Source organism: Komagataeibacter oboediens, from assembly GCF_018491655.1.
GTDB classification, from domain to species: domain Bacteria; phylum Pseudomonadota; class Alphaproteobacteria; order Acetobacterales; family Acetobacteraceae; genus Komagataeibacter; species Komagataeibacter oboediens.
Genome location: NZ_JABLUU010000008.1, coordinates 113444 through 128352 on the forward strand (window position 1 = coordinate 113444; position 14909 = coordinate 128352).

15 protein-coding genes are annotated in these 14909 nt (G+C 61.0%); 8 read left to right on the forward strand and 7 right to left on the reverse strand.

The window, feature by feature from the left end:
• Positions 1-31 precede the first annotated feature (31 nt).
• The gene (locus HNO79_RS08910) at positions 32-184 is read right to left on the reverse strand and encodes a hypothetical protein (protein ID WP_214165691.1); all 153 of its coding nucleotides are present in this window, start codon (positions 182-184) and stop codon (positions 32-34) included.
• A 29-nt stretch (positions 185-213) separates the two neighbouring features.
• Positions 214-633, reverse strand: a complete 420-nt coding sequence (locus HNO79_RS08915; RefSeq protein WP_214165690.1) for a hypothetical protein — start codon at positions 631-633, stop codon at positions 214-216.
• Positions 634-1114: 481 nt separating this feature from the next.
• On the opposite strand from HNO79_RS08915, the gene HNO79_RS08920 reads away from it, so the two are divergent.
• The 7 genes from HNO79_RS08920 (at position 1115) to HNO79_RS08950 (ending at position 7831) form a co-directional block, all read left to right on the forward strand.
• Positions 1115-1759 (forward strand): ParA family protein, encoded by a 645-nt coding sequence (locus HNO79_RS08920; RefSeq protein ID WP_244987489.1) that lies wholly within the window; start codon positions 1115-1117, stop codon positions 1757-1759.
• Positions 1756-2463 (forward strand): hypothetical protein, encoded by a 708-nt coding sequence (locus HNO79_RS08925; RefSeq protein ID WP_214165689.1) that lies wholly within the window; start codon positions 1756-1758, stop codon positions 2461-2463. Before HNO79_RS08920 ends, HNO79_RS08925 begins: the two co-directional genes overlap by 4 nt.
• An 858-nt stretch (positions 2464-3321) precedes the next feature.
• Entirely contained in the window at positions 3322-5631 is a 2310-nt protein-coding gene (locus HNO79_RS08930; protein WP_214165688.1) for a TonB-dependent receptor, read from the forward strand.
• A gap of 12 nt (positions 5632-5643) precedes the next feature.
• The gene (locus HNO79_RS08935) at positions 5644-6306 is read left to right on the forward strand and encodes a tetratricopeptide repeat protein (protein WP_214165687.1); all 663 of its coding nucleotides are present in this window, start codon (positions 5644-5646) and stop codon (positions 6304-6306) included.
• A 22-nt stretch (positions 6307-6328) separates the two neighbouring features.
• Positions 6329-6835 (forward strand): hypothetical protein, encoded by a 507-nt coding sequence (locus tag HNO79_RS08940; RefSeq protein ID WP_214165686.1) that lies wholly within the window; start codon positions 6329-6331, stop codon positions 6833-6835.
• A 34-nt stretch (positions 6836-6869) separates the two neighbouring features.
• Positions 6870-7553, forward strand: coding sequence for a Fe2+-dependent dioxygenase (locus HNO79_RS08945; RefSeq protein ID WP_010513251.1), 684 nt, complete (start codon positions 6870-6872; stop codon positions 7551-7553).
• Between the two features lie 77 nt (positions 7554-7630).
• The gene (locus HNO79_RS08950; protein WP_200409028.1) at positions 7631-7831 is read left to right on the forward strand and encodes a hypothetical protein; all 201 of its coding nucleotides are present in this window, start codon (positions 7631-7633) and stop codon (positions 7829-7831) included.
• Positions 7832-7842: 11 nt separating this feature from the next.
• Here the strand turns inward: HNO79_RS08950 and HNO79_RS08955 are convergent, their stop codons facing one another.
• On the reverse strand, positions 7843-8613 hold the full coding sequence (locus HNO79_RS08955) for an SDR family oxidoreductase (RefSeq protein WP_010513253.1): 771 nt from the start codon (positions 8611-8613) through the stop codon (positions 7843-7845).
• A gap of 486 nt (positions 8614-9099) precedes the next feature.
• Between HNO79_RS08955 and HNO79_RS08960 the strand changes: the two genes are divergently transcribed.
• Complete coding sequence (locus HNO79_RS08960; protein ID WP_244987490.1) at positions 9100-10023, forward strand: acid phosphatase; 924 nt, start codon at positions 9100-9102, stop codon at positions 10021-10023.
• Between the two features lie 70 nt (positions 10024-10093).
• Here HNO79_RS08960 and HNO79_RS08965 read toward each other — a convergent pair whose 3' ends face one another.
• From HNO79_RS08965 to HNO79_RS08980, 4 genes are read right to left on the reverse strand one after another with little or no spacing between them, the layout of a single operon-like run.
• Positions 10094-10855: an ABC transporter ATP-binding protein gene (locus HNO79_RS08965; RefSeq protein WP_214165685.1), complete on the reverse strand. Its 762-nt coding sequence runs from the start codon at positions 10853-10855 to the stop codon at positions 10094-10096.
• Positions 10852-11859 carry a FecCD family ABC transporter permease gene (locus HNO79_RS08970; RefSeq protein ID WP_214165684.1) on the reverse strand — a complete coding sequence of 336 codons (1008 nt, stop codon included), beginning with the start codon at positions 11857-11859 and terminating at the stop codon, positions 10852-10854. Before HNO79_RS08970 ends, HNO79_RS08965 begins: the two co-directional genes overlap by 4 nt.
• The gene (locus HNO79_RS08975) at positions 11856-12680 is read right to left on the reverse strand and encodes an ABC transporter substrate-binding protein (RefSeq protein WP_082071093.1); all 825 of its coding nucleotides are present in this window, start codon (positions 12678-12680) and stop codon (positions 11856-11858) included. The genes HNO79_RS08970 and HNO79_RS08975 overlap by 4 nt, the downstream gene beginning before the upstream one ends.
• 13 nt (positions 12681-12693) lie before the next feature.
• On the reverse strand, positions 12694-14802 hold the full coding sequence (locus HNO79_RS08980; RefSeq protein ID WP_214165683.1) for a TonB-dependent receptor plug domain-containing protein: 2109 nt from the start codon (positions 14800-14802) through the stop codon (positions 12694-12696).
• Positions 14803-14909 lie beyond the last annotated feature (107 nt).

Below are 14909 nucleotides of genomic sequence, written 5' to 3' on the forward strand. Positions count from 1 at the left end.
CAGGCACGGCACAGCCGTGCAATGCCGCTGTTCACAATTGCACCATCCACCTGTGCCCAAAGTGACCTTCCTGCCTGCGGTTCATGCGTCCCTCCCCTGTAGCCGCAGCGATGCCACGCGTTTGAATGGCGTGATTGACAAAAATCGTTTTCACCGGAACATCAAAAACCGCAGCTATTTTCATGGTCAGTTCCGGACTGCATAAGACGCCTGTCACGGCATAATAAAGCGACGGAGTTCTGCATCCAGCCGGGACAGGGCTGTCCCGAAATCAAACCCGTTATTATCGAAGACGATGTCGCTGAAGGCGCGTGCATCATAACCCTCGGTAATCATGTCCTGTATCCGGTCATGCTCCCCGACATCAAAATGCCGTCCGCGCCGTGTGTCGGTTATTGTTTCATATGACGCTTTCAGGCTGACAAATACCGTCCTGATATTGTTTTCGTTAAATTTCCTGCGAAAATAAATCCAGTTCATGCAGGTCAGCGGGTATGCAATGACAACGCATTTCCCCTGCCGGAGGTGCCGCCCCCCCTTCACGCACGATGGCGCGGCTTGTCTGCAGTATTGAACAGAACCATGGACGGTTCGGATCGGACAGGTCATCCCCGTCAATAAACGCAGCCCCATTGCACGCCGCTATGGCGCGCCCCAGACTGGTTTTGCCTGAGCCGACAGGTCCATTCAGAAATACCGCGCATTTTGACATCCGCGATATCTAGACCAGATCATCGGAACAATCATGCCCGATTGTCAGAAAAGTCAGGTTCGAGTCCGAATTAACCCCGGTGCGGTCAGGACAGGGCAAAATGGGTCGGTCGGTTACGCCCCCCGTTTTCATTGCCGCAGATTCCCCAGACGCGGCAATAAATAGTTATTCATGCCCGTTAATCCTGCAAAAACCCGAGACGCTCGTCTTGTGCCATGACGGATATCTGTCCCGCCGCATTACGTCCCGCATGCATCAGAAACGGCAATCCCCTGCCCTGAATGGCAATTAGACATGTCTAATTTCCCTTAACAGGCGTAACCCCCTATGGCGCAAAAGGCTGGAAATGTTAGAAGCAACAGGCTTGAAACGCTGAAGATGATGAAAAAACGGGAGAAGTGGGTGAGCAAAACAATCTTGGTCTCATCACCGAAGGGCGGCAGCGGAAAATCAGTTATTGCCCGGCATCTGCTGACCGCAGCGGCGCAGGACGGGTTAAACGTGATCGGCATAGACTATGACCGTCAGGGCACGCTGGACAAATGGGGGCAGCGGCGCGCGCATACACGCAGCAAGTTCCCGGATTTCGCCCCTGTACCGGTTGTTACCGGCACGCTGCAGGACTGGCGCGCACCGCTAAAGGCAGCGTCCAAGGCCGACCTGATCGTGATTGATACACCGCCAAGCGTTGAAGACCATATGGCCGCCATAACCAGTCTGGCGCAGGCGGCGGATCTGGTCATCGTGCCGTCTGTCTGCACACAGGATGATGTCGATAGTGTCGCGCCGTGGATAGAAGCACTCAGCACCACACATTGCCGGAGCATGCTGGTCCTGAACCGTGCCAACCGGCGGACAAATTCGTTTGCGCGGGTGCGTGGCCGCCTGATCAAGATTGCTGATGTCTGCCCGGTCGAACTTCCCCAGCTTGAAGACGTGCATGTCCCCAGCGCACAGGGGCTGACGCTGCTTGATTTCACCAAAAGCCGGGGGCTGGAATCATTCGAGGAACTATGGACCTGCACGAAGCGGAGGGTGTTTCAGTGAGCAAGGGCCAGCGCCTCGGTCGCAGCAGACTTCTGAAACTTCTGGAAAAAGATGACGCCCCGCAACCGGTCGACAGCCGCGCCGAAACCCTGACATCGCAGGTCGTGGTGCAGGACGATGTGGTGGCGGTGATCCGGGATGTATTCGAAGGCACGTCCCTTCTGTCAGATCAGGGCAAGGTGTCACGCATCCTCGCGGTCCGGACCGAAATCAATGAAAGCTGGGGACAGGCAAGGGATGCGTTCCTGTCGATCGGGCGGGCACTGCTTGATCTGGAAAATGTGCTGTCGAAAGCGGAATACCTGAAACTTCGATCAGGATCAGATCGGCTGTTCCCCTTTTCGGACGCAACCGCAACGCAGTTTCGGCAGATCGCGCGCGCGGTTGAAAGCGGCCGGATTCCGCTGGAAAAATGCCCCGGCAGTTATGGTACCGCATACCAGATCACGCTTCTGAACGACCAGCAGCTTACACTTGCCTACGAACGCGGCCTGATCCGCCCCGATGTCACACGTAAGGAAATTGCCAGCCTGCGTAAGGAAGTTATGCCGCCAGCCAATGATGCTGCCCGCATGGACCTGGCCGCCCTGCGTGAGGAGCGACGCCGTCTTGTCCGCAGGGAACAGCAACTGGCCCAGGACCTCCACGCGGTCCGCGCCCGCATTGAGGAACTGGAGGAACTGCTTGGGTTCAGAAACGACTGACCCGGGCCGCCGCCTGCAGACAGCGCCGAACCGGTCATGCGCCCCGCAGGGGAAGAAAGGTGGCAGGCGAGAATCCGCAGGGCGCGATTCATGCACCACATGGATCTGTTGCGCATCGTGGCCTGCCCGCGCGCCCTTCATCGCTGCCATCATCATCCCCGGGTCCAATGCCGGATGCGTGCGCACCCGTTCCGCCATTGAGGACCAGAATCTGACAGGCTGCCCCTGCCCGCCATGTCATATGGCAGCCCCACGACCCTGCCGGACAATTCGCATGAACTTGTACCGCAGCAGTGGCCTGCAGAGCGTCAGACTGCTGCCACGTCAGCAGGCGTCATACCACATTGCACGACCGGGTTATCGGACAGACATGTTTCGTATGGACAGCAGGCATCGCCTCATGAGCGCGGAATGAAAATGGAAAATCACGCATCATCGGGCACGGCGTCACCACGGACAGCATGAGGAAAATCAGCGCCGCGCTCACGGTCATGAACAGTCCTAAACCCGGTGGATGACAGATTTTCACCCCGGACGCAAGCCACGGCCACGATCGCATCACCCCGCAAGGCCGACCGCGCAGGCCGCGACATAGGACGGGACCGCCACATCCGGTTGCACAATCGAGACTTTACAGGGACATGACGACGTCATTTCGGACTGGATTACATATTATTTCATAATTTATACAAATCTGTTCAGTATTGTCCCGTGTGCCCGGCGCGCAACACATGCAGTTATTCTTTCATATTTAAATGCGAATCATTTGCGTTCTCATCTTTGTCCCCCTATCAACACGCTGTTCCCTTCACCGTGTTCAGGAGGCGCGCCTGCGGGATGACGCTTCGGGAGTAATGAATGAGCCAGCCAGACCAGTCCACACCACCCCCGCCGGCCAGGGGACTGCGTGTCGCCATGGCCCTTGGCATGACCATGGGCATTGGCGCGGGCGCCAGCGAAGCCAGCGCCGACGACACCACGCCCCCCGACCAGCCCAATGCATCGGACAGCACCATCCGCCTGTCCGCCGTGCGCGTGGGCGGTCATGTGGACGCGCCGGATGCGGGATACGCATCGGGTAATACAAACAGTGAGATCCTGCACATTTCACGCATGCCCGACCGGGTGCGTGATACACCGCAGACCATTACCGTCGTGCCGCAGGAACTGATCCGGCAGCAGCGCGCCTTTACGCTGGATCAGGCACTGGCCAATGTTCCGGGGATTACCATGTCCACCGGCGAAGGTGCCGGCGGCCTGAACGGGGACCAGTTCCGTATTCGCGGCCTGCAGGCGCGGCAGGATATCTATACCGACGGGCTGCGCGATTTCGGAACCTATACGCGCGATACGTTCAATACTGAAAGTGTCGAGGTCATAAAGGGGCCATCGGGCGAATATTTTGGCGCGGGTAATGTCGGCGGCGTCATCAACCAGAGCCAGAAACACGCCCATGCGGGCACCAGCTACAGTTATGACCAGTCCTTTGGCAGCGGGCCGCTGTACCGTGGCGTGGGAGACATCAACTACCAGATCAACGAGGACATGGCCATTCGCGTCAACGGCATGTTCAACCGGCAGGACGTGGTCGACCGGAACAACGTGACGTCCAACCGTTACGGCGCTGCGGTTGATTTTGGTGTCGGATTGCGCAGCAGGACATCATGGCACCTGACATGGCAGTGGCTGAACAGTAACAGCAAACCCGATTACGGTGTCAGCATGATACAGGTGAACGGCATCTATCGCCCCATTACCGAATACGGCGTGGCGCGCAATACAAGCTATACCCGCAGCTTCGACTTTGACCGCTCCAACATCCATACGCTGACATCGGCACTCAAATCCGACATCACGCGCTGGTTCACGCTGACCAACGATACGCGGCTCAGCCTGTACCAGCGTGATTACACCGCCACCACGCCCGCGGCCTGTTCGGGGGCATGTGCCGCCGCCATCCTGTCCGGCGGCAATTACGCCCTGCCCTATGGCGCGGGTGGCGGCGCGGCCTACCGGCAGGAAGGCTGGGGCGTGCAGAACGTACTGATGGGACGCGCGCGCCTCAATACGGGCTTCGTGCATCATGACATCAAGGCCGGGGTCGATATCAATTACGCCAGTGACTCCCGCTGGCCAGGCAGCTTCACCAACCGGGTGAACGACCAGACGATCCGCAACCCGCAATATACCTATTCCGGTACGTCCGTAAGCTTTCCCGCATCGGGGTACGGCAATGCGAATGCCCGTGACCTGGGACTGTTCCTTGCCGACCGTATCCAGCTGACCCGCCAGCTTTCCCTGTTTGGCACGGCGCGGTGGGATTCCTTCGCCAGCACCTATTACAGCAATGCCACCGCCAGCCAGGGCCGCGCGGAACAGAAATCCGACCGCTGGAGCCCTTCGGCCAGTATCATGTATTCACCGCTGCGCGATACGTCCTTTTACTTCACCTTCGCGCGGTCGTACAAACCCGTGGGCACCGATGTGTCCTCCCTCGTCACCATCAAGCCACAGGCGGGCGACGTGGCGCAGAACGGCGTCAATCTGTCACCACAGCGTAGCGACCTGTTCGAATTTGGCAACAAATCCGACTTCTTTCACAAGCGCCTTGGCACCACGGTGTCGTTTTTCCAGATCAGCGAAAACAATTCGCGCTATTATGACGTGAATGGCGACATGGAAACCGGCTTTGCCGATTCCGGCAGCGGCCGCCGCATCCGTGGCGTAGAACTGAGCGCGGACGGCAGGATCACGCGCGACTGGCAGGTCTTTGCATCCTATTCCTACATGGATGGCCGGGTCACACACAGCAATACGGGCGATAATGGCCGGACGGCGCCACAGGTCCCGCATAACAACATGTCGGTCTGGACATCGTACGACCTGTCGCGCGCGCTGCTGCGTCCGCAATGGGGCAGCCTGAAGGTTGGTGGCGGGGCGCAGTATTCGTCCGGCTACTGGGCGGGGCCGGATACGACCAATACCGCGCGCATGCCCTATACCTTCAACCTGAACGGCATGGTGTCATGGGAATACAGGCATTACCGGGTGTCCTTCAACGCCAATAACATAACCAACCGGCTGAATTATGCGTCATCATTTTCCGGATCGCGCGCAGTTCCCTCGCCCGGACGGTATTTCCTTGGCAATATCGGCATTACGTTCTGATCGCGCACGGCCATGGACATCCCCCCGATTTCCGTTGTGGAAACGCAGCTCATGCTGGGACAGATCCATCTGGACCACGGTCGCCTGCAGGACGCTTTCATGATGTTCGAGGCCGCCGCACGCAGTGGCGAACCGCGCGCCGTGAACATGCTGGGCCGCGCCTATGAACGCGGCTGGGGCACTGCGTGCAACCCGGCTGCGGCGGCCATGTATTTCCATGAGGCCGCATATGCCGGTGACCCATGGGCGGCGTTCAACCTGGCCGATCTGTACATGGCGGGACGCGGAGTGACAGGCGACCCGGACCGGGCGTGCGGCCTGTATGTCATGGCCGCACGTGGCGGGGTGGCAAAGGCGCTGACCATGCTGGGCCTTCTGGCGGAAGACGGCACCTGCGCGGTGCTATCCCGCCAGTCCGCCCGCCTGTTTTTCCATGCCGCCGCCATGGGGGGGGATTGCTGGGGCGCCCTCAACCTGGGTCGACTGTATCTGGCCGCAGGCAATGGTCCGGCCGCAACACACTGGATACGCATGGCGCTGGAACACGGATTTAGCGATGTGTTCCGCGCCATCATCCACCTGCTGGATGGCGTAACGGACCCCGCGCTGCGCCTGCTGGCCACGCAGGCTGCCGTGCGGCTGGATTACGCGCGTCCCCGCCACGCGACCGGGTGATAATAATAATATGGAACTGCAGATGAACCTGATTGTAAAAAAATATTCCACCCCGTTCATTACGGGGCTGTTCGTGGTTTCGGCCATATCGGGCACGGCCCTGTTCTTCCACTGGATGCCAGGCCTGTTCCATTCCATGCACACATGGCTGAGCATGGTGCTGCTGGTACCATTCGTTGCGCATGTCTGGCGCAACTGGGCGCAGTTCATGCTGTATTTTCGCAACTCCTCCATGCTGGTCGCCTGCGGCGCGTGCCTGCTGGCCGCTGGCGGGTTCATGGTGATGACGGGACATGCGGGCGGCAACCCGGCCCAGCGGCTGTTTCCCGTCCTGACACATGCGCCGCTGACCACGCTTGCGCCCCTGCTTCATGCATCGCCCGACGAACTGGCCGACCGTCTGGTGCATGCGGGGTATCATGTCCAGTCCACCGATGAAACGCTGGAGCAGATCGCAATGGACGCCCGGCAGCGGCCCAATGATGTCCTGCTGAAGATCCTGCCCCACGGTTCAGGTCACCGGCATTGAACAAACCGCCAGCACCCCCACGCGGAGAACGCCGATGCTGATCCATATCCCCGCCCTGCTGACCCGGCAGGAAATCACGTACTGCCGTACCGTACTGGAAAAATCCCAATGGGTTGATGGCAGGGTGACGGCAGGCGACCAGTCCGCCAGGGCGAAATTCAACCTGCAGATTCCACATGACAGCCGGGAGGGCATGGAACTGGCGGACCTGATCCTGCAGGCACTGGGCCGCAACCCGACATTCAACAGCGCGGCATTGCCCTTGCGGGTCTTTCCGCCCCTGTTCAACCGTTATGATGAAGGCATGCGGTTTCATACCCATGTCGATAACGCCATCCGGCCCCTGCCCGGCACGGGCTTCCGCATCCGCACCGATGTGTCGTCCACCCTGTTCCTGAGTGATCTGGATGAATATGACGGGGGCGAACTGCTGATTCAGGATACTTACGGCATGCAGGAAATCCGCGTGCCCGCAGGTGACATGGTGCTCTATCCCGCAACCAGCCTGCACAGCGTGCGCGAAGTGACGCGCGGCAGCCGGTGGGCGTCATTCTTCTGGTCGCAGTCCATGATACGCAATGATGTCCAGCGCACGCTGCTGTACCAATTTGACCAGTCCATTATTGAAACCCGCAGGAACCTGCCCGACGATCACCCGGCCGTGCTGGGGCTGACAGCGACCTATCATAACCTGCTGCGCCAGTGGTCCGAACTGTGACATGACGAAGAACCCCGCGTGGCTATGGGAGGGATGCCCCCTTCCCTCCCGTCCACGCGCGCGGCATAACGGTGTGCATGACCTCCATCCGCCTTCCCCTCGGCCCCGTACTGGCTGCCCTTGCCCTGATGGCGGCGCTGTCAGGCTGCGCGGACCGTGATGACCCGCGCATGGACCGCAATGCCCGCGCGGCCGCCGACCATGGCAATGGCGGCCCACAGGGGGACTGGGGCAGCCTGGGCGGCGGCTGGAACGGGCCGGGGAATATGGGGTGGTAGCACAGAACGGTTCAGACTGATGCCGTAATGCCACCATCCACCATGATAACGTGCCCGTTTACAAAACTTGACGCGTCCGACGACAGGAAGACCGCAGCCCCCACCAGTTCCTCCACATTGCCCCAGCGGCCCGCGGGCGTGCGCTGGCACAGCCACTGGGTGAAAGTCTGGTCGGCCACCAGCTTTTCATTCATTTCCGTCTTGAAATAGCCGGGCGCGAGACCGTTGATCTGCAGGCCATGGCGTGCCCAGTCGGTCGCCATGCCCTTGGTCAGGTTTTTGACCGCGCCCTTGGTGGCCGTGTAGGGCGCAATACCCGGTCGCGCCAGTTCGCTCTGCACCGAGCAGATATTGACGATCTTCCCACGCCCGCGCGGCAGCATATGGCGGGCCACGGCCTGCCCCACAAAGAAAACTGCGTTCAGGTTGGTCGATATCAATGCGTCCCAGTCGGCCCGGCTGAACTGGTCCAGCGGTGCGCGACGCTGGATGCCGGCATTATTTATCAGGATATCGATCGGACCCTGTTCATATTCTATGTTTTCAACCCCGGCGATGACGGCGTCCTGATCCGTCACGTCAAACGCGGCGGTCGTGACATCCAGCCCTTCCTGCGCCAGCACGTCGCGCGCGGTGGCCAAATGTTCGGGATTGCGCCCGTTCAGCACGATTTTTGCCCCGAACTGCCCCAGCCCACGCGCCAGCGTCAGCCCGATCCCACGTGACGCACCGGTTACCAGCGCGCGTTTTCCCGCAAGTGAAAAAAGGGGATTATCCTGCATGACAACTTCCTTCTTCATTATGAAGGCGGCAACCGTAGCAAGAATAACACCCGATGCGCGGACACGTCTGCGCGTGTGACCCCCCTTTCTTTTTACGTCTGTCCACTTGCCCCGTTGCGCCGGGACGGACAGCGCGGGCCGAAGCGACACCCTTTACCTTGGGGCTGCCTGAAACTGTCGGCTTATGAAACATCCTGTCAATTTGCTGGACGTTTCTGGTGAAGTCTTTTCAGCAGGGTTCGGGAAACGTCACCTTTTTCGAAAACAGGGGACGCCAAGAAACCTTTATTGATGAATTGTTCTCAAACACCGTGTGAAAATCCATGCCTGAAGCATCCGGAAAATATTTATGACGGTTTCATGAAGTTTTGACTTTACCGGCACAAAGTGCTCGTTCCGGACTGTCCTGCTGGTATGATTTTCCTGTTTTTCATCAACACGCGCGGTCATCCGCGCGTCCTTTCCGTCATGCATGCAGATGGTTTCATGATGCTCAAACGTTTTCCCGATACATCCCCGTCCCCTGCGCCCGCACCGGCAACATATGGTGCGCCAGCCATTGGTCACGTCACCCGCGTGTCTGTGCCTGCCCCACGGCATGGACGGTCATGGATACGGGGCATGGGCATCTGCCTGGCCGCCATGCTGCTGGGGGGCGGCATAAGCATCGCGGCGGAACCCCCTGCCAACGGACCGGACGGCGGATACCTGACCCCCGACACGCAGCCCGACGGAACGCAATACCTGCCGCCCCCTCCCCGGCCCGGCACCGCCCGGCAGCACACGGATGACCGGGCCTTCACCACCACCCGCGCGCTGAAGGGCACCCCGCGCTGGGCACTGGCCACATCGGATGCCGACCTGCATGAAGACGCGCTTCTGCATGCATTTTCCTGTGCCGCGGGCCAGAGCCTGAGCACCACCGCCACGCCGCACCTTGCGGCGCTGATCCATACGATGGATGTATCGGAAGCCCCCGACATGCGCAAAAGCAAGGCCTACTGGCACCGTCCCCGCCCGTTTGTTGGCAACGGGCAGCCGATCTGCACGGAAAGTGACCGTACCCATCTGGCAACATCGGGGGCCTATCCATCGGGCCATACCATGCTGGGCTGGAGCATCGCACTGGTTCTGGCGGAACTGCTGCCCGACCGGGCGACACCAATATTGCAGCGCGGCCGCGTTTTCGGCGAAAGCCGGATCGTATGCGGCGTGCATTGGGAAAGTGACGTTCAGGCGGGTTACATGGTAGGCGCCGCCGAAATCGCGGCCATGCACGGCAGTCCCGCCTTCCGCGCGGATATGGAACGGGCCCGCAGCGAACTGGCGGCACACAGGCACGATGCCGCCGGGCCGCAGGACCCGGCCTGCGCCATTGAGAGTGATGCCGCGCGGCATAGCCCCCTGTAACATTCGCCCGCGCATGGAACCGGGGTACGACCGCCGCCCCGATCGCAACGCAACCGGCAGGCCGACGACATTACCGGCACAGCGCCCAGGGCACGATGGCATCCCCCACGCGCCGGACCGTGACGCCGTAAACCGTGCGCATGATGTCATCATCAAGCACCTGCACGGGTGGCCCGTGGCGGATGACCGAGCCCCCGTCCATCAGCACCAGGTCATCACAGAACCGGGTCGCCAGGACCAGATCATGCAGCACGATGACAATTCCCTTGCCCTGTCCCGCCTGCTGGCGGAACAGGTGCATCATGGACAGGGCATGGGCCGGGTCGAGGGCGGCAATCGGTTCATCGGCCAGTATGACCGGCGTATCGGTCGCAAGCGCACGCGCCAGGTTCATCCGCGCCCGTTCCCCACCGGACAGGTGACTAGCCGGGCGGGCGCACAGGTCGTGCAGGCCGGTTGCCGCCAGTGCGTGCGCAACCGCCGGGTGGCGCGCTGCCTGCGCCGCGTTCACCTGCCCATGCGGCAGACGCCCGAGGGCCACAAGCGCGCGGACGGGCATGGGGGGCGGTTTTTCCCCGTCCTGTGGCATGAAGGCAAGCTGTCTGGCCCGCAATCCGGGCGGAATCTGGCCTATGTCGCGCCCCAGAAGGTCGATCTGCCCGCAATCCGGGGCCTGCAGCCCCGCCAGCATGCGCATGAACGTGCTTTTCCCCGCCCCGTTCGGCCCGATCAGGCCGACAACCCGGCCTTTTTCCAGCGTCAGGGACGCACCGGATACAACAGCCCGCCCCCCGCGCCTGAGCGAGACACCATTCGCCTGCAACAGGGTCATGATCCGGTTCTTTTCAGCATGATGACCCGGGCGAAGAAAACCGGCGCACCGACCAGCGCCGTCAGCACGCCAAGCTGAAGCTCCGTGCCGACACTCACCACGCGCACCACCATATCCGCCCCCAGCAGCAGCAGGCTTCCCCCCAGCGCGGATGGCACAAGCAGCCGCGACGGCTGGTATCCCGTCAATGGCCGCAGCAGGTGCGGCACCACCAGCCCGACAAAGCCGATCGCACCCGAAACCGCCACGCATGACCCCACGGACAGCGCCGCCCCCAGCACGATGCGCGTCTGCACACCCCACACGCCATGCAGCCGGAACCCAAGGCTTTCCGCCACGTCTTCCCCCAGCGTCAGCGCGTCCAGCGCACGCCCGGCCGACAGCATGAGCAGCGTGCCGCACACCACGCCGGGCAGGCAGATCCAGACATGGGTAAAGGTCCGGTCCGTCAGCGATCCCATAAGCCAGTGCATGATCTCAAATGACGCATACGGGCTGGGCACAAGGTTCAGCACCAACGCGGTCAGGGCCGCAGCAAAACTGCTAAGTGCTGCCCCCGCCAGCAAAAGCACCAACGTTCCCCCCCGCCCCACCAGGCCCATCAGCACGACGACCGCGCATAACGCCCCCGCCAGCCCACCCAGCGGCAGGGCCATGATGGAAACCTGCATGAGCCCGGTATAGAACACACTCACCGCCCCCAGCGCCGCACCACCCGATACGCCCAGAATACCGGGATCAGCCAGCGGATTACGCAAATACCCCTGCAATACCGCCCCCGACAGCCCCAGTGTTCCCCCCACCATGATGGCCAAAAGCGCGCGGGGCAGGCGCAGCTGCTCCACGATAATGGCACCTGCACCATGCCGTCCCGCCAGTATATCCGCCAGCGCCTGCCAGACCATGATACGGGTTTCCCCCCATACCAGCGACAAGCCAGACAGGGCCACAACCCCTGCCAGCAGCACGATATTGAGCAGCAGGGCATTTCGGGCAGGTTTCACGGTGCGGTTTCCAGTCTGTCACGCGCGGCGCGCAGCATCGCGATACTGTCCAGTGTCTGTGGCAGGCCACACAACCACAGCCGCGCGGGCAGATCCAGACGATGTGGCCCGGCAAAGGCCTGTTTCAGCGCCGGATGGTCCAGCATGGATTGCGCAAGGGATGTCCCCTGCCCCGAACGGTCAAGGACCAGCAGGCCAGGTGGATGGGCGATCAGCATTTCCATGGAAAGACGGGCGGATGTCTGCTGCGCCATGACGGTAGCATAATTGCGCAGGCCGGCATGGGCCAGCACATCATCAGGCAACGACCCCGCGCGCGTGACAAACCCGTTGGCAGCGTAAATCGCGGCCGTGGGGTCGGTGGGGCCGCGCCCGACTGACAGGGCTGCCAGGCGGCTGGTAAAGGCCCCCGCCAATTCCCGCCCCCGCGCCGTAGCGCCAATGGCGCGGGCCACCACCATGATCTGATCGGGAATATCCGCCAGCGCCTGTGCCGGCGGCAGGACGAGCACCCGCGCCCCCCTGTCCCGCGCCACCTGAAGTGCGACCGCCGCGGTATAGCTTTCCCCCAGCACGACATCGGGGTGGGCCGTCACAACGTTTTCCGCGGTCGGGCGCAGGACGGGAACCTGCCGCGCCTGTTCACATAGCACCGCATTCCAGCAGTCGCGCGCCAGTGGCGTTATGCCGGCAATCTGCCCCGGCGCGGCCAGCAGAAGCAGCAACTGGTCGGTGCAGACATTCACGGACATCACGCGCGGCAGGGGTTGCGCCCGTGCGATCGGGACACAGCCAAGAATACCGGCGAGGATGCCTGCCATGACCCCCTTCATGTCAGTACGTCAGCATGAAGCCGCCATACCCCGCCCGACCGGGCTGGAGATAACCGACCGGTTCCTCGAACTGTCGGTTCAGCAGGTTGTCCGCCCGCGCGTAGACGGACACATAGCGGTTGATTTTATAATTGGCCGCCACATCAATGGTGAAATAGCCGTGCCCCTTGGCACAGATGCTGGAATCACTGCAATTATTGGAGCCAAGCACCGACAGGTCGCGCCAGCCGCTGGTATACAGGATATTGCCCGAGAATGTCAGGTCGCGGACGGGAGTCCATGTCGTATTGAAATTGAACTTGTGCTGGGGACGTTGCTGCAGCTCGGTATGACTGGTCTCGTCACGCGCATGGGTCCATGTGTAGCTGAGATTGAATTCCAGACTGTCCAGCGCTTTCCAGTTCACGAAAGCCTCCACCCCGTACATCCGCGCCTTCGCAACATTGTCAAAGGTGCCGTTGAAGTTGCCCGACGAATCATACCAGTCGGCGGACTGGATCAGGTTCCGGACCCTGTTGTCATACCATGTGGCGCCAAAATTCAGGTGATCATGCAGAAGTTTCTGCTCCACGCCCGCGTCGTAGCCAATCAGCTGTTCCGCCTTCAGGTCCGGGTTGCCCCTTTCCGAATAACCGGCCCCCACCTGATTGACGAACAGCTGGTACAGCGCAGGGCCGTGGAAACCCGAACCGGCACTGGCCTTGATGATGGTGCCGGTTCCGGGAACGTGGATCGCGGGTGCCACGCGCCAGGTCACATGGTTGCCGTAACGCGAATTGGCGTCGTAACGGATGTTGGCAGCGCCATACAGGATATGCTTCCAGTTGCCCTGATACTGCCCGTAGCCTGCGGTCGTATCCATGCTGGCGGATGTATCGTACCCGCTGTCCCACATGCTGGATGCCGTATGGCTGGTATCGAACGTATCGTGGAAATGCTCGGCACCCACCAGAAGCTGCCCGTACCGCCCGAAACTGAACGTGCCGTGCCAGTCCACCTTCAACCGGCCTGAACGGTAGTAATAGGGATCGGGATTGACCGGACTGCCGTAGCTTGTGCCGGTCTCGGTCCAGCGGTTGCGGTTGGTCATGTAACCAAGGCCCAGCACCTGATCAAAAAAACCGTGGAAGGAAACCAGATGCGCCGTCCCGCGCACGATGGCCTCGTTCTGGGTGGTCTGTTCCCGCACCCCTGAATCCCCATACGCATTTTCAGCCTGCAGGTCATACAGTGAATAGGAATGGTTATTGCCCTGTATCAGGCGCGCCGTCAGGCCAAGGTCAAGATTATGGGTCACGTCGTAGCCCAGCCTGATATTGGCGCTGCGGTTGTCATTGCGGTTGCCTTCGTGCCGCTGCTGGCGGTCCGCGCCATAATATCGTTCGATATAGGACGGGATATTATTGAACCCATCCATACGATAATGGGAAAATTCAACATTATAATGGAACTGCCCCCTGCTGCCTCGCGCACCGAAGGTCTGGTTGAAGGTTCCGTACCCGCCGCCTTCGATCCGGACGAATGGCCTGAAGCGTCCCTGCCCCTGTGCCGTGGTGATGTCGATAACACCCGCCATGGCGTCCGCGCCGTACAGGCCGCTCTGCGGGCCACGCAGGACCTCGATACGACCGATGCCATCGGTCAGGAACTGCCCGGCATCAAAGGCATTGGTGGTATTGCTGCCGTCATTGATGTCCATGCCATCCAGCCGGACCTTGACCTCGCGGGAATTATTGCCGCGCAGGAAAATGGACGACGTGCCGCCCGCCCCGCCCGTCTGCACCACGTTCAGGCCGGGCTGGCGTGCAAGGATATCCGTCAGGCTGCGCCGCTGCTGGGTCTGGATCTGCTTTTCGGTGATGATGGTCATGCTGGTACCGATATCATCCACCCCTGTCGGCCTGCGCGCGGCGCTGACGCTGATCAGTTCGGGCAGGCCGGCATTGTCGGGCGTGACAATGGCTTTCATACTGCCATTGCCAGCGATGTATTGCTTCACGGATGGTTTTTCTGGTGTATCCTTCCCGATGGGCACATCGGCATACGCCATCGTGGCGCCTAGTGTCATGAATGCCGTCGAGGCAATCAGAAAATCACGGAAAATGGTCATAAGGTCTGGATCTCGCGGTCACATCATCGTTGCCACGAGAGCGCGCCGCCACCCGGTTTCCGATCCATAAGAAAACCCGTGGCACCACACCGTCAGGACACCCCGCC